This window comes from Citrobacter sp. Cb031, assembly GCF_030336725.1.
GTDB lineage: Bacteria > Pseudomonadota > Gammaproteobacteria > Enterobacterales > Enterobacteriaceae > Citrobacter > Citrobacter braakii.
Genome location: NZ_JAOWDA010000034.1, coordinates 391,631 through 412,414 on the forward strand (window position 1 = coordinate 391,631; position 20,784 = coordinate 412,414).

Annotated in this window: 18 protein-coding genes; 9 read left to right on the top strand and 9 right to left on the bottom strand. The window is 50.1% G+C overall.

Annotation, left to right across the window (positions count from 1 at the left end; genetic code table 11):
* Positions 1-67 precede the first annotated feature (67 nt).
* On the bottom strand, positions 68-2,182 hold the full coding sequence (locus OGV93_RS18345) for a putative bifunctional diguanylate cyclase/phosphodiesterase (RefSeq protein ID WP_287109920.1): 2,115 nt from the start codon (positions 2,180-2,182) through the stop codon (positions 68-70).
* A gap of 410 nt (positions 2,183-2,592) precedes the next feature.
* Between OGV93_RS18345 and OGV93_RS18350 the strand changes: the two genes are divergently transcribed.
* The 4 genes from OGV93_RS18350 (at position 2,593) to dbpA (ending at position 6,687) form a co-directional block, all read left to right on the top strand.
* Positions 2,593-3,702: a methyl-accepting chemotaxis protein gene (locus OGV93_RS18350; RefSeq protein WP_103283789.1), complete on the top strand. Its 1,110-nt coding sequence runs from the start codon at positions 2,593-2,595 to the stop codon at positions 3,700-3,702.
* Positions 3,703-3,858: 156 nt separating this feature from the next.
* On the top strand, positions 3,859-4,842 hold the full coding sequence (gene zntB / locus OGV93_RS18355) for a zinc transporter ZntB (RefSeq protein ID WP_016153198.1): 984 nt from the start codon (positions 3,859-3,861) through the stop codon (positions 4,840-4,842).
* Between the two features lie 275 nt (positions 4,843-5,117).
* Positions 5,118-5,285 (top strand): proline-rich small protein YnaL, encoded by a 168-nt coding sequence (gene ynaL / locus OGV93_RS18360; protein WP_200103936.1) that lies wholly within the window; start codon positions 5,118-5,120, stop codon positions 5,283-5,285.
* Positions 5,286-5,313: 28 nt separating this feature from the next.
* Positions 5,314-6,687, top strand: coding sequence for an ATP-dependent RNA helicase DbpA (gene dbpA, locus OGV93_RS18365; protein ID WP_016156618.1), 1,374 nt, complete (start codon positions 5,314-5,316; stop codon positions 6,685-6,687).
* A gap of 49 nt (positions 6,688-6,736) precedes the next feature.
* Here dbpA and ttcA read toward each other — a convergent pair whose 3' ends face one another.
* The 5 genes from ttcA to nifJ all read right to left on the bottom strand — a co-directional run bounded on the left by ttcA (position 6,737) and on the right by nifJ (position 13,772).
* Positions 6,737-7,672: a tRNA 2-thiocytidine(32) synthetase TtcA gene (ttcA, locus tag OGV93_RS18370; protein ID WP_287109923.1), complete on the bottom strand. Its 936-nt coding sequence runs from the start codon at positions 7,670-7,672 to the stop codon at positions 6,737-6,739.
* Between the two features lie 198 nt (positions 7,673-7,870).
* The gene (gene uspF / locus OGV93_RS18375) at positions 7,871-8,305 is read right to left on the bottom strand and encodes a universal stress protein UspF (RefSeq protein ID WP_016153190.1); all 435 of its coding nucleotides are present in this window, start codon (positions 8,303-8,305) and stop codon (positions 7,871-7,873) included.
* 81 nt (positions 8,306-8,386) lie between these two features.
* Positions 8,387-8,599, bottom strand: a complete 213-nt coding sequence (locus OGV93_RS18380) for a KTSC domain-containing protein (RefSeq protein ID WP_043016208.1) — start codon at positions 8,597-8,599, stop codon at positions 8,387-8,389.
* A 145-nt stretch (positions 8,600-8,744) separates the two neighbouring features.
* Entirely contained in the window at positions 8,745-9,881 is a 1,137-nt protein-coding gene (gene ompC, locus OGV93_RS18385) for a porin OmpC (protein ID WP_047417332.1), read from the bottom strand.
* A 366-nt stretch (positions 9,882-10,247) separates the two neighbouring features.
* Positions 10,248-13,772, bottom strand: coding sequence for a pyruvate:ferredoxin (flavodoxin) oxidoreductase (gene nifJ, locus OGV93_RS18390; protein ID WP_287109924.1), 3,525 nt, complete (start codon positions 13,770-13,772; stop codon positions 10,248-10,250).
* Positions 13,773-14,046: 274 nt separating this feature from the next.
* Between nifJ and OGV93_RS18395 the strand changes: the two genes are divergently transcribed.
* A complete protein-coding gene (locus OGV93_RS18395) occupies positions 14,047-14,313 on the top strand; it encodes a putative hemolysin (RefSeq protein WP_003020360.1) in 267 nt (88 codons plus the stop codon).
* 13 nt (positions 14,314-14,326) lie between these two features.
* Here the strand turns inward: OGV93_RS18395 and hslJ are convergent, their stop codons facing one another.
* Both hslJ and OGV93_RS18405 read right to left on the bottom strand, forming a co-directional pair.
* Positions 14,327-14,746 (bottom strand): heat shock protein HslJ, encoded by a 420-nt coding sequence (gene hslJ / locus OGV93_RS18400; RefSeq protein ID WP_287109926.1) that lies wholly within the window; start codon positions 14,744-14,746, stop codon positions 14,327-14,329.
* A gap of 112 nt (positions 14,747-14,858) precedes the next feature.
* Positions 14,859-15,848 (bottom strand): 2-hydroxyacid dehydrogenase, encoded by a 990-nt coding sequence (locus OGV93_RS18405; RefSeq protein WP_003833196.1) that lies wholly within the window; start codon positions 15,846-15,848, stop codon positions 14,859-14,861.
* A gap of 690 nt (positions 15,849-16,538) precedes the next feature.
* Here OGV93_RS18405 and OGV93_RS18410 point away from each other — a divergent pair.
* From OGV93_RS18410 to OGV93_RS18425, 4 genes are all read left to right on the top strand, one after another.
* Positions 16,539-19,178, top strand: coding sequence for a YdbH family protein (locus OGV93_RS18410; RefSeq protein ID WP_287109928.1), 2,640 nt, complete (start codon positions 16,539-16,541; stop codon positions 19,176-19,178).
* Positions 19,175-19,366 carry a YnbE family lipoprotein gene (locus OGV93_RS18415; RefSeq protein WP_016156612.1) on the top strand — a complete coding sequence of 64 codons (192 nt, stop codon included), beginning with the start codon at positions 19,175-19,177 and terminating at the stop codon, positions 19,364-19,366. The genes OGV93_RS18410 and OGV93_RS18415 overlap by 4 nt, the downstream gene beginning before the upstream one ends.
* 7 nt (positions 19,367-19,373) lie before the next feature.
* A complete protein-coding gene (locus OGV93_RS18420) occupies positions 19,374-19,697 on the top strand; it encodes a YdbL family probable chaperone protein (RefSeq protein ID WP_016156611.1) in 324 nt (107 codons plus the stop codon).
* 127 nt (positions 19,698-19,824) lie between these two features.
* Positions 19,825-20,010: a hypothetical protein gene (locus OGV93_RS18425; protein WP_016153181.1), complete on the top strand. Its 186-nt coding sequence runs from the start codon at positions 19,825-19,827 to the stop codon at positions 20,008-20,010.
* A 43-nt stretch (positions 20,011-20,053) separates the two neighbouring features.
* Here OGV93_RS18425 and azoR read toward each other — a convergent pair whose 3' ends face one another.
* Positions 20,054-20,659, bottom strand: a complete 606-nt coding sequence (gene azoR / locus OGV93_RS18430) for an FMN-dependent NADH-azoreductase (protein WP_006684422.1) — start codon at positions 20,657-20,659, stop codon at positions 20,054-20,056.
* Positions 20,660-20,784 lie beyond the last annotated feature (125 nt).

The window sequence follows — 20,784 nt, forward strand, 5'->3', positions numbered from 1 at the left end:
CGATAATCCCGTTATCTTTATCTGCTGTGTTGCCCGTTTAATGGCGAATATTTTAGATATTACAGTCTCACAAAGTTATTGATTGTCGGTGAGACAAGGGTTGTACGACTGGCTTTTGTTTGATGCTGTTTTCTGATTGGATCAGTTCATGAATCTTATGCGCTGGCAGCGGTTTTGCAAACAGGAAACCTTGCAGCATGCTACACCCCATCTGGGTAAGAAGTATTTCCTGCTCCTGGGTTTCTATTCCTTCAGCCACCACGCGCATATTCATGGAGTGAGCTATGTCAATAATGGTAGACACAATTTTTGTATTTTTACTGTTCTCGCTAATATCTTTGACAAATATCCTGTCGATTTTTAATTCCCGTGCCGGCAGTGACTTCAACATCAATATATTTGAATAACCAGTGCCGAAATCATCAATAGAAACGGTGATCCCCAAAGCCGAAAAAGCATTCAGGATTTCAATACTGCGTTTTAAATTTTTAAGTGCAGTGCTCTCCGTGAGCTCCAGCGTGAGAGAGGCAGGTGAAAGTTGGTATTGCGCCAGGGCGTTGCAAACAACATCAATAATATCATGCTGTTCAAACTGGGCGGGAGAGAGGTTAACGGCGAGCGTCCATTCTGTATTCCCTTGTAATGTCCACTGATGCAACTGCAAACATGCCTGTTGGATAACCCATTTGCCGACGGGAATAATCAGGCCCGTTTCTTCCAGCGCAGGCAGAAATTCAGCCGGTAGCAGCATGCCGCGCTCCGGATGATGCCAGCGTAATAACGCTTCAAAACCAGTCAGGGAATGATCTCCGGCGGTATATTTAGGCTGATACCATAGCTCAAACTGGTTGCGTTCAAGCGCTTGTGAAAGTTCCTGTAGAAATGTCGGCGGCGTATCTGCGATAGCTTCCATCTGGGGACTATAAATAGCCCAGCCGTTTCTGCCCGCCTGTTTGACATGATACATCGCCATATCGGCCTTCACTTTTAGCTCATGCAGTGTCGAGCCATGTTCGGGATAAATACTGCTCCCCGCACTTAACGAAACCCGAATGGTATGACCGAATAAGGTAAAGGGGTCACCGATCGCATCTGAAATTCGCGCAAGCAAGGCGGAGATAGCCTGCGGGTTGCAGTCTGGAACCAGCAGGATAAATTCATCTCCCCCCAGTCTTGCCAGCGTCATTGAATCATCAAGGCAACTGTAGATACGCTGTGTACTGGCAATCAGCAGTTGATCGCCGATGTGATGCCCCCAAGTATCGTTAACGACTTTAAAACGATCGAGGTCGATAAATACCAACGCGAAATGCTGTTGATGCAATTTGGAATGCCGCAGGCAGGCCTGTAAGCGGGTATCTATTTGCGTTCGATTAGCAAGTCCAGTCAGCGCGTCGAAGTGGACCTGATGTTCAAGCTGGCAGTTCAACTGATGCAGGTTGTCAGCCAGTCGGGAAGTGCGCAGTTGTGAATCCACCATCGAGACGACCAGCATGATACCCAAAATAATCAGCGTGACGGCGCAGACCCAGACAGAGAGTTCCAGCGTACTGAGCCCATCGTGCGCAGTGTGTCCAAAATGGGTGAACGTTGCCGCTCCCATACCGGTGTAATGCATAGAAGCAATTGCCAGCGCCATAATAAGGGCTGCAATAAGTCGGTTAATCAGCACGCGACGGGTGTTTTGGCGTAAATGGAAGGCCAGCCATAAACCTACGCCAGACGCAACGACGGCAATAATTACAGAGAGCAAAATCAGCGAGCGATCCCATGAGATGGCCACATGTTCGATAATGGCATACATGCCAACGTAGTGCATCGTGACAACGCCGGTACTCAATATGCTGGTGGCAATGACCAGTCGTTTTGTTGATAGCGTATTACCGGAAATAGCGATATTGATGGCGAGGGTTGCAGAAATGAGCGCAATAAAGAACGAAAACGCGGTGAGTGATAGGTGATAATTGATCGGCATAGTCATTTTCATGGCCAGCATACCGATAAAATGCATCGACCAGATCCCCATACCCAGCGTAGCACCGCCAGATAGCCGCCAGAAGGTAGATTCACGTTTGCTGGAAATTGCTACCTTACCCGCACTGTCGAGGGCAATAAAGGAGGCAATAAACGCGACAACAAAGGAAATCCCAATCAATACAGGGTCCCACGACACGTGCAACATCTTACTACCTATCGAAAAAAAGCCGTGATGATAAATCTAGCAGGTTTTGTCCAGTTAACCTGATAAAACCAGGAATGTTCTTGTGTTTTTACAATGAGTATTAGAGCGAAGAGCAAGATATTGAAAATGATAAGCCATTACTTATATAAGCATTCATAAAAATTATGTTTCTGTGTGTTTTATGCTCGTCACGTGCTCGCCATCACAATAATCTGATGGTGGGGAACATTACCGCCATTGGCGGGATAAAGTGCTGAACTATTATGAATGGCTAGTGTAATTTATTGACTTAAGTAAAAGGTCTGCTGGCTCTCATTGAAAGTTCAGCTTTCGTCACAGAGCAATGGAAATCTGTATTGCAGATGCTATAAAAATAACATCCACGTTATTTCTTGGTGCACAGGGTTAAAATGTTAAATGATATTAGCGTCAGAACCTTCATTATTTTATTTCTGCTCATTACAGCCGTTGTGCTCAATGTTGTTGAAATGATTTTTTCGGCTACCCCAGAAATTATTATTGGTACTAATGCGGTAAGCATTATTTCTATATTATGTTTGTGGTGGTACATGACGAAATATCTGGTCATGCCGATTAATACGGTTAAAAGAAGCATTGAAGAAGTAACATCCGGGAATCTGGCAATCAGTATTCCCGAGTTTGGTAATAACTGTGCGGGTAGACTAATTCCTGGCATCAATAGCTTATCAAGTAATATTTCTGCACTCGTTAATGAGATCAGAACATCCTCGCAAACGGCGATGACGCTTTCTGAACAGCTGGCGGAACGCAGCGCCGAGCTTTCAGTGAAAACAGAACAGCAATCCGGAGCATTAATGCAGACGGCTGCTAACATGGATGAAATAGCGGTTAATACGCGAAATAATGCTGATAACACGCAAATAGCCAGCGCCCAGGCAACAATTGCCACGCAATGCGCACGTCAGGGTGGCGAATTAATGGTGCAGGTTGCGACAAATATGCGTTCAATTACCGAATGCGCACAGCAAATGACAGAAATTATTACGCTGATAGATGGTATTGCATTCCAGACCAATATTCTGGCATTGAATGCTGCTGTGGAAGCTGCAAGGGCCGGTGAACATGGCAAAGGTTTTTCTGTGGTGGCCGGTGAGGTAAGAATGCTTGCACACCGCAGTGCAGATGCAGCTAAGAATATTAAGCAACTGATTGCCCAAACCCATCAAAATGTTCAGCAAGGCGCTGCTATTGTGCGTGAAGCTGAGAAAAACATGCATGATATTGTCGGGGGGGCCGGGCAATTAAACCAACTGATGGGCGAGATATTAACCACTACGCAGGAGCAGGAGAAAGGAATTATCAGAATTACCCATGCTCTGGCCGAACTGGAGAACGTCACCCAAAGTAATGCCATTATGGTTGATGAGCTTTCTGACTCATCAGGTATCCTGAAAAATCAGGTGATTGACCTTCAATCGCGAACGCATAAATTTCGCTTAAGTCATGCACTTGAATCAGAGAGACGCCAGCGGGCCTGAGAGGGGCATCTCGTAACCAGCGCCGCATTCGTCGGCGCTTTTCTTATTATCAGATACTTTTTATGAATCATTTCAGCACAATGGGACAATGAGATATTGCTTAACATATTCTGACAGCTAGACTAACGAAAAAAGCTGAATGTTTGTGGAGGCGCTGTGGAAGCCATTAAGGGAACGGATGTTAATGTGCCGGATGCCGTGTTTGCCTGGCTGTTGGATGGCCGTGGTGGGGTGAAGCCACTGGAAGATAACGATGTTATCGACAGTCAACATCCCTGCTGGCTGCATCTTAATTATACCCATCCTGAAAGCGCGCAATGGCTGGCGACAACGCCTTTACTTCCCAATAACGTGCGTGATGCGCTGGCGGGTGAAAGCACGCGCCCACGCGTAAGCCGGGTAGGGGAAGGTACGTTGATTACGCTGCGCTGTATTAACGGCAGCACCGACGAGCGACCTGACCAACTGGTTGCGATGCGCTTATATATGGATGAACGTCTGATTGTCTCAACGCGTCAGCGTAAAGTCTTGGCGCTGGATGATGTGGTCAGCGATCTCCAGGAAGGCACGGGAGCGGCTGATTGTGGTAGTTGGCTGGTGGATGTTTGCGATGCACTAACCGATCATGCCAGTGAGTTTATCGAACAATTGCACGATAAGATTATCGATCTGGAAGATAACCTGCTCGATCAGCAGATTCCGCCGCGTGGTTTCCTGGCATTGCTGCGTAAGCAGTTAATTGTGATGCGCCGCTATATGGCGCCTCAACGCGATGTCTATTCCCGGCTGGCGAGCGAACGTTTTTCCTGGATGACCGACGACCATCGGCGGCGGATGCAGGATATCGCTGACAGGCTAGGGAGAGGGCTGGATGAAATAGATGCCTGTATTGCCAGGACCGGTATTATGGCGGATGAAATTGCGCAGGTTATGCAGGAGTCTCTGGCTCGCCGAACGTATACAATGTCATTGATGGCAATGGTTTTTCTTCCCAGCACATTTTTAACCGGGCTGTTTGGCGTTAACCTCGGCGGTATCCCTGGCGGTGGCTGGCAGTTTGGCTTCTCACTTTTTTGTATTCTGTTAGTGGTCCTGATTGGTGGTGTTACTTTATGGTTGCATCGTAGTAAATGGTTGTAACAACAACGTTTTTTAGTGACTTTTGCGCATGAAAACGTCCTGGTTTTTGAGCGAAGTCAATAAACCATCTACCTATTCGGGGCAATATCTCTCTCGCAGGTGAATGCAACGTCAAGCGATGGGCGTTGCGCTCCATATTGTCTTACTTCCTTTTTTGAATTACTGCATAGCACAATTGATTCGTACGACGCCGACTTAGATTAGTCGGCTTTTTTTTGCCTGCAGGAAATCAGCGTCTACCCTAAAAGAGCCAACCTGAATAACTGGAGGGGTATATGAACTGTCTGATTGTAACGCCGCACACTGATTCGCTACCGACCGACCCGGTTCCCATTCCCGATCCCATACCTCGTCCGCAGCCAATGCCGGATCCCCCACCGGATGAAGAGCCGATTAAATTGTCGCATCGCGGGCGCAGATCTGCGAGGATACGCGCCTGCTGATTGTGAGTTTTTACCGCGAGATTAAATTGTGACCGCTTTTTCAACCCTGAATGTTTTACCTGCTGCCCAACTCGAGAATCTTAACGAGCTGGGTTATCTTGAAATGACGCCTGTTCAGGCTGCTGCGTTACCGGCAATTCTGGCGGGGAAAGATGTTCGCGTGCAGGCTAAAACCGGCAGTGGCAAAACGGCGGCTTTTGGTCTTGGATTATTACAGCATGTTGATGTCGCGCTGTTTCAGACGCAGTCCCTGGTGCTGTGCCCAACGCGCGAGCTTGCTGACCAGGTGGCGGGTGAGCTGCGTCGCTTAGCGCGCTTTCTGCCTAACACCAAGATCTTAACGTTGTGCGGTGGGCAGCCCTTTGGCGCACAGCGTGACTCCCTGCAGCATGCGCCACATATTATTGTCGCAACGCCAGGGCGTTTACTCGACCATCTGCAAAAAGGCACTGTTTCTCTGGATGCCCTGAATACGCTGGTGATGGATGAAGCCGATCGCATGCTGGATATGGGCTTTAGCGATGCGATTGATGATGTCATTCGCTTTGCGCCGGCTTCGCGTCAGACCTTACTGTTTTCTGCGACCTGGCCGGAAGCCATTGCCGCCATTAGTGGCCGGGTGCAACAAAATCCATTAACGATCGAAATTGATACCGTTGACGCGCTGCCGGCGATTGAGCAGCAGTTTTTCGAAACTTCCAGCCACGGCAAAATTGCGCTGCTGCAAAAATTGCTCAGTCAGCATCAACCTGCATCATGCGTAGTTTTTTGTAATACCAAAAAAGATTGTCAGGCCGTGTGTGACGCACTGAATGCGGCGGGGCAAAGCGCTCTCTCACTGCATGGCGATCTTGAGCAGCGCGATCGCGATCAGACGCTGGTGCGTTTTGCCAACGGCAGCGCGCGCGTTCTGGTTGCTACCGATGTGGCCGCGCGTGGTCTGGATATTAAATCACTTGAGCTGGTGGTTAACTTCGAACTGGCGTGGGATCCGGAAGTCCACGTCCATCGTATCGGACGTACCGCGCGTGCCGGCAACAGTGGTCTGGCGATTAGCTTCTGTGCACCGGAAGAAGCGCAGCGGGCCAATATTCTTTCTGAAATGCTGCAACTGAAGCTGAACTGGCTGCCAGCTCCAGCTAACGGTCCAATCCTGCCGCTGGAAGCTGAGATGGCGACGTTATGCATTGATGGCGGTAAAAAGGCTAAAATGCGTCCCGGCGATGTTCTCGGTGCGCTGACCGGTGATATTGGTCTGGAAGGCGCCGATATCGGCAAAATTGCCGTTCATCCGGCGCATGTCTATGTCGCGGTTCGCCAGACTGTAGCGCATAAGGCATGGAAGCAATTGCAAAACGGTAAGATAAAAGGCAAGACTTGCCGGGTTCGGTTATTGAAATAACCACTCGTCGGAGCGCCTGATGGCGCTCCGCTTATCCGGCACTATCGACTTACTTCACTTCCACGACGTTCAGGCGCAGCTCATCCAGTTGAGCATCATCTTCTTCTGGCTGCCACCCCGCAGGCTGCAACGGGATCTCTTCACGATCGAACGCTAAATCACCGCCGTCCACAACCTCTGAACCGTGCCTGATGCCTTTAAAATCGAACAGATTGATATCGCTCAGATGTGAAGGTACAACGTTCTGCATTGCGCTGAACATGGTTTCAATACGCCCTGGATAGCGTTTGTCCCAGTCGCGCAGCATATCGGCAATGACCTGACGCTGCAGGTTAGGCTGTGAGCCGCACAGATTACATGGAATAATCGGGAAACCTTTCGCTTCGGAGAAACGCTCGATATCTTTCTCACGGCAGTAAGCCAGCGGACGGATAACGATATGTTTACCGTCATCGCTCATCAGTTTCGGCGGCATACCTTTCATCTTCCCGCCGTAGAACATGTTTAAAAACAGTGTTTGCAGGATGTCGTCGCGATGGTGACCGAGCGCAATCTTGGTGGCGCCTAACTCAGTTGCCGTGCGGTACAGAATGCCGCGACGCAGGCGAGAACAGAGCGAGCAGGTCGTTTTGCCTTCAGGGATTTTATCTTTGACGATCCCGTAGGTGTTTTCTTCGACAATCTTATACTCCACGCCCAGTTGTTCCAGATATTCCGGCAGAATATGCTCCGGGAAGCCTGGTTGTTTCTGATCGAGGTTAACCGCAACTAAGGAAAAACTGATCGGGGCGCTTTGCTGCAAATTACGCAGGATCTCCAGCATGGTATAGCTGTCTTTCCCCCCGGAAAGGCACACCATAATGTGATCGCCGTCTTCGATCATATTGAAGTCGGCAATGGCTTCGCCCACGTTACGGCGCAGACGTTTTTGCAATTTGTTCAGGTTGTATTGTTCTTTCTTGCTAATATCTTGATTTTGCGACATTTAATAGAGGCTCAATTCATAGTGTGGCATCAGAAGAGTATGCATCACGCCGGATAGTCCGGCAAAAGAAGTCTGATATAAAAACTGTGGCGTGTATGGTACGGATAAGCGGGAAAAATGTCAGCACATTTAGGACAGGAATCGTGGGGTATAACAGGTAGAAACAAAAAGCCCGCAGCGATGTGCGGGCCAGACAGCTTAGCGGACTACCAGTACCGAACACTCCGCATGACGCACCACGGCTGCGGCGTTAGACCCCAGCAGGTAGGTGGTGATGTCAGGTCGATGTGAGGCAATAATGACCATATCAGCCGGTAATTTTTTGGCCATCTCCAGAATCTTATCTTTTGGCGCACCTTCTGTGACATGAACGTGCACTCTGTCCGTTGGGATATTGAACTTCTTGATAATCTCTTCCAGTTGAGATTTTGCTTCGGCTTTCAGATCTTCCATGGCCGGTAACTCTGCCGAGTAGGCCAATCCCAGGGAAGCATAATAGGGCAGTGACGGAATTACGGTCAAAAAATGAACCTGTGCATCGTCAATTTTTGCCTCTGCTTCAACATGGGCAATAACACGTTGAGTTAATTCTGAGTCTGAAATATCGATGGGTACAAGAATCGTTCTGTTCATAAAACCTCCTGTTTAAGTATCCACCCAAAGCTTACCGCGTAATGGCACTTTATGTACAATGACAAAGATCACATTTTGGCATCACTTTATTTTTATTTCAGGAAACTTTCCTTTTATTACTCCATCGTAAAATCGACCTTTAGAAACGACGCTCAGGAAATCACGAAAAATACGAGCAGGGACATGCTGATATTGCAGAGTAGCCAACTGGTGAAAGCGAATTTCTAGCGTGCGGGAGGATTCGTCATAGCCGACGGATGCAATACGGGATGATTTTACAGGATGATGATTCATTGCAGGTATCCTCTACTACAGGTCTTAATGCAAGATATCATCTATCAGAGATGTGTTTTAGCGCAACAGATATAATGTTTTGATCTGGATAAAACAGAATTGTTAGAACATAAAGAGAGCCCGCTGTTGCCAGCGGGCTGACGGATTAGAACTGGTAAACCATACCCAGTGCTACTACGTCATCGGTAGAGATGCCGTTGTTAGCGTAGAAGCTATCGTCTTCGTCCAGTAGGTTGATTTTGTAATCAACGTAGGTAGACATGTTTTTGTTGAAGTAGTAAGTCGCACCTACGTCAGCATATTTAACCAGATCTTTGTCGCCATCGACATTGTTCAGATCTTTACCTTTAGACATCAGGAAAGACACTGCCGGACGCAGACCGAAGTCAAACTGGTACTGAGCAGTAACTTCAAAGTTTTGAGTTTTGTTTGCAATGCCACCGCCGTTATCACTATCCGTGCTTCCAAACGGAGTCATGTTGCGGGTTTCAGAATACATGGTTGCCAGATAGATGTTATTTGCATCGTATTTCAGACCCGCAGTCCAAGCGTCAGCTTTGTCACCGCCTGCATACTGACCAAGAGCATTACCTGCACTGACTTGTTCATTCGTACGGTCAGATGATGCGTATGCCACGCCAGCGCTGAAGCCCTTACCAAAGTCATAAGTGGTGGAAATACCAAAGCCGTCGCCGTTTTCATGACGAACATCGCGACCGTTATTGGTGCCTTCCTGACCATTAGAAGCACCTTCATTGTTACCCTGATACTGTAGGGCAAAGTTCAGACCGTTAACCAGACCGAAGAAATCAGTATTACGGTAGGTTGCCACACCGTTAGCACGACCTGTCATAAAGTTATCGGCGTTGGTGTAAGAGTCGCCACCAAATTCCGGCAGCATATCAGTCCAGCCTTCCACGTCGTACAGAACGCCGTAGTTACGGCCGTAGTCGAATGAGCCGTAGTCGCCAAATTTCAGGCCAGCAAATGCCAGACGGGTCCAGGACTGATTCTCTGAAGATTCAGTATTGTTAGCTTGAACGTTGTATTCCCACTGACCGTAACCAGTCAGTTGGTCGTTAATCTGAGTTTCGCCTTTGAAGCCCAGACGAACATAAGACTGATCACCATCTTTGGAAGAATCATCAGAGAAATAATGCAGGCCGTCTACTTTGCCATAAAGATCTAATTTGTTGCCGTCTTTATTATAAACTTCAGCCGCGTGAGCAGCGCCTGCAGCCAGCAGGGCAGGAATTACGAGAGCCAGTACTTTTCTGTTCATTGAAATAATCCTTTAGTTTTTTTATTAACCTGTGACTACCCATGTAGGGAGTAAAAGCATGCTAAAGGAGAAGTTCCGTAAAGGGATAAATATGAATTGTTACGCCTTAAGTAAAACCTTAAATAAATAATTCTACGGAAATGATGATAATTGTGGTGAATGTATTGTTGGTAAATATATAAAATAAAAATTATACAAGTGAAGTGTGTTGGGTTATTCTGCGCCTGTTATATGCCTTTATTGTCACGTTTTATTTTTCGTTGACGTATTGATAGCTATTATTAATTAGCCAGCGAATAAATTGACAAGCCCGAACAACTGTTCGGGCTTTTTTTTGGGTTCCAGGTTAATACTGAGATAAACGCATTACTCGGTACCGCTCTTTTCCGCTTTTCCAGCCAACTGCGCAAGGAAGTCGTAGCGTTTTTGCAGATCGGCTGCGGCGTCTTTCCAGAGCTGTTCTGCGACTTCTGGCTGTTGGGTATTCAGACGACGGAAGCGCTGCTCGTTAAGCAATGTTTCGGCCAGGGCGTCTGACGGTGGCCGAGAGTCCAGCGCCAGCGGCAGCTTACCTTCATCTGCTCGACGCGGATCAAAGCGGTACAGCGGCCAGAACCCGGTTGCCGTGAGCTGACGCATCTGATCATGGCTTAGTGCGAGATCGTAACCATGCTCTTCACATGGGCTATAGGCGATAATCAGCGACGGACCTGGATAGGCTTCCGCTTCCTGGATAGCTTTCACCGTCTGGTTCAACTGCGCGCCCAGAGAGATTTGTGCAACATACACGTGCCCGTACATCATCATACTGACGCCAAGATCTTTGCGAGCTTTGCGTTTGCCATGCTCACCAAATTTAGTGACGGCCCCGAGCGGCGTAGCTTTCGACGCTTGTCCGCCTGTATTGGAGTAACACTGGGTATCCAGTACCAAAATATTGACGTTCTCGGTCAGACTCAGGACGTGATCCAGTCCCCCAAAACCAATATCGTAAGCCCAGCCATCACCGCCAATCAGCCAGATAGATTTCTCGACCAGCGCATCGGCATCGGTTAACAACTGCTGTGCGCCGTCGACATCTTTCAGGTGCTGGCGCAGTGCTGCAACTTGCTCACGGCGCACCTCTGGCGTAGCTTCAGCGTGCAGGGCGTCATTCAGTTCAGCCGGAATGTTATCGGCAAACTGTTCCACTAAACGCATGACGCGTACACGGTGCTGATCCACCGTCAGGCGGAAGCCCAGCCCAAACTCGGCGTTATCCTCAAACAGGGAGTTTGCCCACGCAGGCCCGCGACCATTGGCGTCGGTGGTGTAAGGCGTTGAGGGCAGGTTACCGCCATAAATTGATGAACAGCCGGTCGCATTGGCGATCAGCATACGGTCGCCGTACAACTGCGTAAGCAATTTGATATACGGCGTTTCACCACAGCCAGAGCAGGCACCAGAGTACTCAAACAGCGGTGTTATCAACTGCGAGGTACGAATATCAATGCGTTCCAGTTTAGTGCGATCGATTTCCGGCAGATTGAGGAAGTAGTCATAGTTAACTTTTTCTTCTTCCACGTGCTCAAGGCGCGACATCATATTGATGGCCTTGATCTCCGGGTTCTGGCGATCTTTCGCCGGGCATACTTCAACGCACAGATTGCACCCGGTGCAATCCTCTGGCGCAACCTGCAGGACATATTTCTGACCGCGCATATCGCGTGATTTCACATCCAGAGAATGCAGGCTGGCAGGGGCATTTTCCATCGCTTCTGGTGAAACCACTTTGGCGCGGATAGCCGAGTGCGGGCAGGCGGCTACGCAGTGGTTGCACTGGGTACACAGCTCTTCTTTCCAGATGGGGATCTCTTCGGCGATATTGCGTTTTTCCCAACGCGTGGTGCCCATCGGCCAGGTGCCGTCTGGCGGCAGCGCTGAAACGGGGAGGGCATCGCCCAGACCGGCGAGCATTGCCGCGGTGACGGTTTTCACGAAATCAGGTGCGGCATCAGAAACCACCGGTGGGCGATTAGCGCTATGTAAATCAACCGGCTGAAGTGCCACTTCGGCGACGGATTCACGCGCCAGGGCCAGCGCCTGCCAGTTACGTTCAACCAGATCCTGTCCTTTACTGCTATAGCTTTTCGCAATCGCACCCTGCAATTCAGCCAGAGCGCTGTCGCCTGGTAAGATTTGCGTCAGATGGAAGAACGCCATCTGCATAACGGTGTTAATACGTGCAGCCAGACCGCACTCGCGGGCGATTTTGGCCGCATTAATCACGTAGAAACGCGCCTTCTTCTGATTCAGAACAGCCTGAACTTCCTGCGGCAGACGTGTCCAGACTTCATCCACACTGTACGGGGTATTAAGCAGGAATATACCGCCAGGTTTCAGGCGCTCAGCCATCTGATACTTATCGATAAATTGCAACTGGTGACAACCAACAAAATCGGCTTGCGACACCAGATACGCTGAGCGAATAGGTTGTTCACTAACGCGCAGGTGAGAAACCGTCAGACCGCCTGCTTTTTTCGAGTCATAGACGAAATAACCCTGCGCATACCACGGCGTAGAGTTACCGATAATCTTGATGTTGTTTTTGGTGGCCGACACGCTACCGTCACTGCCCAGCCCGTAAAACAGTGCCTCGAGCTTCGCGGTACCGGGCAGGGTGTTTTCCGGTAACGGTAGCGACAGGTTGGTGACATCATCATAGATACCGACCGTAAAGCGAGATTTCGGCTTCGCGCTACTCAGCTCATTAAAGACCGCCATGACGCAGTCCGGGCCAAACTCTTTAGAAGAAAGTCCATAACGCCCGCCAATCACGCGCGGTAGCGTTTCTCGTTCGCCGCAGTTAAAGGCTTCCGCCAGCGCAGTCATTACATCCAGATACAACGGTTCAGCTTGCGCGCCGGGCTCTTTGGTGCGATCCAGGACGGCGATGCTCCGTACCGTTTCCGGCAGGGCGCGCAGTAAATGTCTGGCAGAGAATGGGCGGAACAGACGCACTTTCAGAACGCCTACTTTCTCGCCGCGTGCCAGCAGCTCTTCGACGACTTCTTCACTGGTTCCAATCGCCGAGCCCATCAAAATAATGATGCGTTCTGCCTGCGGGTGACCGTAGTATTCAAATGGCTGGTACTGACGGCCCGTCGCAGCAGCGAAATCGTTCATCGCCTGTTCTACGTGATCGTAAACCGCGTTGTACCACGGGTTTGTTGCTTCGCGCGACTGGAAGTAAGTGTCAGGGTTCGCAGACGTACCGCGAATAACCGGATGCTCCGGGTTGAGCGCGCGCGCGCGGTGAGCATCAATTTCTGCCTGTGGCATCAGCCCGAGGATTGTGTCATCGGCCAGCGGCACTATTTTATTAATTTCATGCGATGTGCGAAAACCATCAAAGAAATGAATAAACGGGACCCGGCTTTTCAGGGTGGCCATTTGCGAAATTAGCGCAAAGTCTTGAGCTTCCTGAACGCTGCTGGCGCACAGCATTGCGCATCCCGTCTGGCGCACCGCCATCACGTCGGAATGATCGCCAAAGATGGATAATGCGTGAGTGGCAATCGTACGCGCCGCAACGTGCAGCACAAACGGAGTCAACTGACCGGCCAGTTTGTACAGCGTCGGGATCATCAGCAACAGGCCCTGCGATGAAGTAAACGACGTAGAGAGCGCACCGGTCTGCAACGCGCCGTGAACGGTCGCTATCGCACCGCCTTCCGACTGCATTTCTACGACACGAGGGGTATCCCCCCACACGTTTTTAAGCCCGTTCCCGGCCCAGGCATCCGCCTGTTCAGCCATCGTCGAACTGGGCGTAATCGGGTAGATGGCGATAACCTCGCTGGTACGAAATGCGACCGAAGCAACCGCACCATTACCGTCAATTGTGATCATACTGACACCCTTACATTGCGCAAAAAAAGGGACACGCGTAACAGCGGCGAATCCTGTAGTTATCCTTTTAGTTTAGCAAAAGCGCTAAAGACAGATTTTCGCTTTTGTGTCCCCCGAATAAACAGAATGAATGGTTTGATCAAAGGAGCAGCCAAAAAATTGCCAGAAAATGTAAACAGTGCGCATAAATGCGCATATTGCCTCTCGACGGCGGTGTTTCCGCTGCCTATTATTTATGGCTGTGTCGTTTGGTTAATATTCAGAGGGGAGTAAGATGCGCGCAGCGTTTTGGGTAGGGTGTGCCGCGTTATTATTATCGGCTTGTAGTAGTGAACCTGTTCAGCAGGCAACCGCCGCGCATGTCGCACCGGGGATGAAGGCCGCAATGTCCAGTTCTGGAGAAGCTAATTGCGCCATGATTGGTGGTTCGCTCTCCGTTGCCCGTCAGCTTGATGGTTCAGCTATCGGAATGTGTGCGTTACCCAACGGCAAACGCTGTAGTGAGCAGTCGCTTGCCGCCGGAAGCTGTGGCAACTATTAAGCCACCGCGTTTCCTACATTAAATCCACGAGTTTATACGTCAGCGTTTGTTCTGCTGTCGCCAGTGTTAACTGGTCAGCAGTCAGATCGACCTGTGCGCCTTGCTTAAACATGTCGCTGACGATCCCGTCGAGCGCGTTAAGCTGTGGATCGGCGCACATCATGCGGGTCATCGCCATATCTTTAACCTTCAACTCGCCGTCGGACAGTTTGCCCTGACCGTGGAATTGATTACACATCTTTCCCGATACCGTCATGTTTTCGCCAAAACTCAATTCGGGTGGGTTATTAGCGACGGTGACGGCTTTACCATTCACGCTCTGCAAAACGAAGCGGTGATGCTGCAACTGTTCGCGATTGACGGAAACTTTTCCATTGCTCACACAGCCAGCCATCAGCATGCTGAGCGCAATCAACGTGACAACTTTTTTCATTCAATTTCTCTACGTTTGTGACGGGAATACATTCAATATAATAATGATACTGAAGATTTTAGCATCGGTGATTATCTGAAAATGCCCCCCTGAATCCAGGGGAGCACAGGGATTAGAAGAGGGCGTTTGGACAGGTTTCGCCTTTGGAGATCTGTGCCAGATTTTGCAGTGTGGTCTCAGAAATGCTGGTCAATGCTTCGGCAGTCAGGAACGCCTGGTGACCGGTGAACAGCACGTTATGACAGGCCGACAGGCGGCGGAACACATCATCCTGAATCACGTCATTGGATTTATCTTCAAAGAACAGGTCGCGTTCGTTTTCATACACGTCCATACCCAGAGAACCAATTTTCTGGTTTTTCAGCGCATCGATAGCGGCTTGTGAATCGATCAACGCCCCGCGGCTGGTGTTAATAACCATCACGCCATTTTTCATTTGCTCAAAGGCTTCGTGATTGAGCAGGTGATAATTCTCCGGCGTTAACGGACAGTGCAGGGAGATGACATCGGACTCCGCGAACAGCGTTTTAAGATCGACATATTCAACGCCTAACTCCAGTGCGGCAGCGCTTGGGTAGGGATCAAACGCCAGCAGGCGCATCCCAAAACCTTTCAGGATCCGCAGTGCCGCAATCCCAATCTTACCGGTACCGATCACCCCAGCCGTTTTGCCATACATGGTAAAGCCGGTCAGCCCCTCAAGGGAGAAGTTGGCATCACGAGTACGCTGATAGGCGCGGTGAATACGGCGATTCAACGTCATCATCATGCCAATCGCATGTTCAGCGACGGCTTCCGGTGAATAGGCTGGCACACGGACGACCTGCAGGCCGAGCTCTTTTGCCGCGTCGAGATCGACGTTATTGAAGCCGGCGCAACGCAGCGCAATATATTTCACGCCATGTTTTTTCAGCTCTTCCAGAACCGGGCGGCTGCCATCGTCGTTGACGAAGATACAGACGGCTTCACAGCCATGGGCTGTTTTGGCTGTTTTCTCCGTCAGCAGAAAGTCAAAGAATTCAAGTTCAAAACCAAAAGCCTCGTTAACCTGCTGCAGATACTTCTTGTCGTACTGTTTTGTACTATAGATGGCGAGTTTCATAAGACTTTCTCCAGTGATTTTGACGTCACATTAATCCAATTCAAATTATTTTACAAAATCTAAAAAGTTATTGATAGTCATAGGCGTAATGAATAATTTCAGCGCATCTGTTGTTAGTGTGGGCAGGTTACTCAATTTCAACAACTGGATATTTTTCCGTCCAACTCAATACCCGTAATCGATGCAGGTAAAAAGCCAGCCGAATCACATCCAGACAGCTACGCTTATACTGGTAGCAAATATCGGGAGGGGTCATGTTAACTCACTCTGAAGCAAAGCGATGGGCCACCTTAATGCTTAAGGCGGCATTATGTGATGGTATGAAACCTGAGGAGATTTCCCGGCAGGTACATCTGGTCTGCGATCATCATGGTAGGGAGTGCCTCGAAGAGCTCATTGAGGAAATTCTGATAGAAGCTGGTCGTTTAGGACCTAAACATAGCGATGGAGAACTGAGGCCTCATTGAGTCTGAGTTCTTTATATTCCCGACGGCACGTGTAACAGCGTGCCATATAAAATAACGCACTATCTTATTGAAATAATTATTATTTTATTAATGCTCGTTGATTGATAAATAGTGCATATACTTCATGGGAATTTATTCTTAATGTGGGCATATCCTGTTAAACATGCCACAATACTGGCCTAAACCGGCTTAAATTTTCGCTAAATCAGGATATTAACTACCCATGAAGGGTAAATATAAAGCCGCTCTGGCACTTCTCTTATTATTGATTCTCGTGCCGCTGACGTTGGTCATGACGCTTGGCCTGTGGGTTCCTACGCTGGTGGGCGTCTGGTTACCTGTTGGCACGCGCATCGCGCTGGATGAGAGCCCTCGGCTGACACGGCATGGGCTGCATATTCCGGAACTCCGTTATCTGGTCGATGATTGCCCGCTAGCGCGCATTACTCGGGCCGATCTTTCCCATCCCAGCCGCTGGTTGCTCAATGTCGGGACAATTGAGCTGGATTCCGCTTGCCTGGCTAAATTACCGCAGACAGAAGCGTCTCCGGCAGCGCCCAAAACGCTGGCTGAATGGCAATCGATGCTGCCCAATACCTGGATTAACATCGACAAAGTTATTCTCTCCCCCTGGCAGGAGTGGCAGGGAAAACTGTCTCTTTCGCTAACGCCATCGACCCAGCAACTGCGCTACCAGGGTGAAAAAGTGAAATTCCAGGGGCGTCTGCACGGGCAAAATCTCACGGTAAATGAGCTGGATATAGCCGCGTTTGAAGGGCAACCGCCGGTAAAACTGGTCGGTGAATTTACCATGCCGCTGGTTCCTGATGGACTACCGGTGAGCGGTCATGCGGTTGCTACTCTGAGCTTGCCGCAGGAGCCCTCACTGGTGGACGCCGAACTGGAGTGGCAAGAAAACAGCGGACAACTGATCGTCATGGCGCGGGACAATGCCGATCCGTTGCTCGATCTTCCGTGGGAAATAACCCGCCAGCAATTAACCATCAGCGACGGTCGCTGGAACTGGCCTTATCAGGGATTCCCGCTCAGCGGGCGGTTGGGCATGAAAGTTGAAAACTGGCAGGCCGGGCTGGAAAATGCGGTGGTGAGCGGGCGTCTGAACATACTGACCCAAGGCGATGCAGGTAAAGGAAACGCCGTATTAACGCTGGGGCCGGGTAAGCTGGGTGTGGATAGTAGCGACATGCCGTTACAGTTGATAGGCGAGGCGAAACAGGGTGACCTGATCTTCTACGCCAAATTACCCGCCAGACTCACCGGAAGCCTGAACGACCCGCAGCTGGCTTTCGAGCCAGGAGCGCTGCTGCGTTCGCGTGGACGGGTGATTGACTCGCTGGATATTGACGAAATTCGCTGGCCGCTGGCGGGCGTAAAAGTAACACAGCGCGGCGTAGATGGCCGTCTGCAGGCTATATTGCGCGCGCATGAAAACCAGATGGGCGGTTTTGAATTGCATCTGGATGGTCTGGCAAATGATTTTCTCCCTGACGCGGGTCGCTGGCAGTGGCGGTACTGGGGCAAAGGCAGCTTTACGCCAATGCATGCGCGTTGGGACGTGGCGGGTAAGGGCGAATGGCATGACAACACCCTGAAGCTTTTTGATCTCTCCACCGGATTTGACCACCTGCAATACGGCACCATGAAGGTGGAAACCCCACGCCTGGTGATGGACGAGCCGATCGTCTGGGTACGGGATGCCAACAAACCGACTTTTAGCGGCGCGCTGTTGCTGGACGCAGGGAACACCACCTTTACCGGGGGGAGCGTGTTACCGCCGTCAACCCTGAAGTTCAGCGTGGAAGGCACCGACCCGACGATTTTCCAGTTTAAAGGCCAGCTTCACGCGGGCGCGATAGGTCCAGTACAGGTAAATGGCCGTTGGGACGGGATCCGCCTGCGCGGACAGGCCTGGTGGCCAAAACAATCGCTCACCGTATTCCAACCGCTCATCCCACCAGACTGGAAAATGAAGCTACGTGAAGGTGAACTGTATGCGCAGGTTGCGTTTTCGGCTGCCCCGGAACAGGGCTTTGAAGCGGGCGGCCATGGGGTATTAAAAGGCGGTAGCGCCTGGATGCCCGATAACCAAATTAATGGCGTCGATTTTGTGTTGCCTTTCCGGTTTAGTGAAGGCGCATGGCAACTGGGTACGCGTGGACCTATTTCACTACGTATTGCGGAAGTGGTGAATCAGGTGACGGTGAAAAATATCGCCGCCGATCTACAGGGGGCGTATCCCTGGAGTGAAGACAATCCGTTACTGTTAAGCGATGTCAGCGCCGAACTGCTAGGGGGCAAAGTCATCATGCAACAACTGCGGATGCCGCAGCACGATCCGGCATTATTACGGGTGCAAAATATATCTTCCAGCGAGCTTATCAGCGCGGTTAATCCCAAGCAATTCGCCATGTCTGGCCCGGTCAGCGGTGCGTTGCCGTTATGGCTGGATAACGAAAAGTGGATCATTAAAGACGGCTGGCTGACCAATCCGGGGCCTATGACGCTGCGTATTGATAAAGACACGGCGGATGCCGTCGTCAAAGATAATATGGCAGCCGGTGCGGCCATTAACTGGCTGCGTTATATGGAAATAAGCCATTCCTGGACGAAAATAAATTTGGATAATCTCGGTGTCTTAACCATGCAGGCAACCGTAACTGGCAATAGCCGGGTGGATGGCAAAGTGGGGACGGTTAATTTGAATTACACCCATGAGGAAAACGTCTTTACGCTATGGCGTAGTTTGCGTTTTGGCGACAATTTACAGGCATGGCTTGAACAAAATGCAGCGCTGCCGGAATCCCATTGCCCGGAAGGCAAGGAATGTGAGGAACAACAATGAAAACGATAGCTGCCATGCTGGGTCTGCTGGCTTCATCTCTGCTGATCGGCTGCACACCCAGAATCGAAGTGGCTGCGCCTAAAGAGCCGATCACTATTAATATGAACGTCAAAATCGAGCATGAGATCCATATTAAAGTCGATAAAGACGTTGAGAGCTTATTAAAATCGCGCAGCGATTTGTTCTGAGGTCACGATGAAAAAACAGCTTGCAGTGATCCTGGTGGCATTGAGTTTATTCAGTGGCAATGGGTGGGCATTGACCTTGAATGAAGCCAGATCCCAGGGGCGGGTGGGCGAAACGCTTAATGGTTATCTGGTGGCATTGCAAACCGACGCCGAAACGCAGGCGCTGGTGAGTGAGATTAATAAAGCACGCAGCGCCAGCTATCAGCAACTGGCTGAGAGCAATAACATTCCTCCAGATGAAGTGGCGAAAATGGCCGGACAAAAGCTGGTCGCTCGGGCTAAACCAGGGGAGTACGTCCAGGGCATCAATGGTAAGTGGTTGAGAAAATAATAAATTTTCTCTGCACACAACCAGAGAGGCACGACGCTGACTTATTCATCGACATCGCAATAGTTGCCACACGGCATCAAACTGAGGCTGATATAGTTCAACACCGGTCGCGTTGCGGAGTGAAATCATGTGGCTTTTCAAGTGGTATGTCTGGAATCGTTGGATATTCAAGCTGTTAAGCCGGGATGTTGCCGAGCCAGAACAATTTTTGCTGCATTGCTGGGAAGAGAATCTGGCGAAGTGCAGAGATTATGCAACCATCTGGCGTGATATTAACCGCATTCACGGCAAACAGGTGCAGGTAAAGAAGTAAATGCTGGAGAAACCCTCCCACCGGATGGTGAGAGGGTGAATTATCAGGCAGCGACGACGCTGTCGATAGCGGCTTTCGCATCGGACTGCGCTTTGGACGCCACTTCCGGGCCGTACGCAATGCCTTCAGCAAAGACGACGTTCACGTCGGTGATGCCAATAAAGCCCAGGAATACGTTCAGATACGGCGTGATCAGGTCGGTCGGCGTATCTTTATGGATACCACCACGGCTGGTCAACACGACTGCGCGTTTACCCGTCACCAGACCTTCCGGACCTTTCTCGGTATAACGGAAAGTCACACCTGCACGGGCAATCAGATCGAAATAGTTTTTCAGCTGGGTTGGGATGTTGAAGTTATACATCGGCGCGGCGATAACAATCACATCATGCGCTTTCAGCTCAGCAATCAGCTCATCGGACAACGCCAGCGCTTCCTGCTGACGCGGTGTCAGCGGTGCATCGCTCGGGCGCAGCGCACCCACCAGTTCGCCATCCAGTACCGGAACAGGATTTGCAGCCAGGTCACGGACGGTGATTTCATCAGCGGAGTGCTTTTCACGCCACTGTTCAACAAAATAATCAGACAACTGACCAGACTGAGAGTACCCTGCCAGAATACTGGATTTAAGAACTAATACCTTGCTCATGGGTGTTTCCTTTTATGTGTTTGAAGGGGGAGTGCCCCGTTGCTTGTTGACACTTTATTCACAATCCTGTCGCAGTGATAGCGCAATATATCGAATCCTATGTTCGAAATTATTGAACAACACAT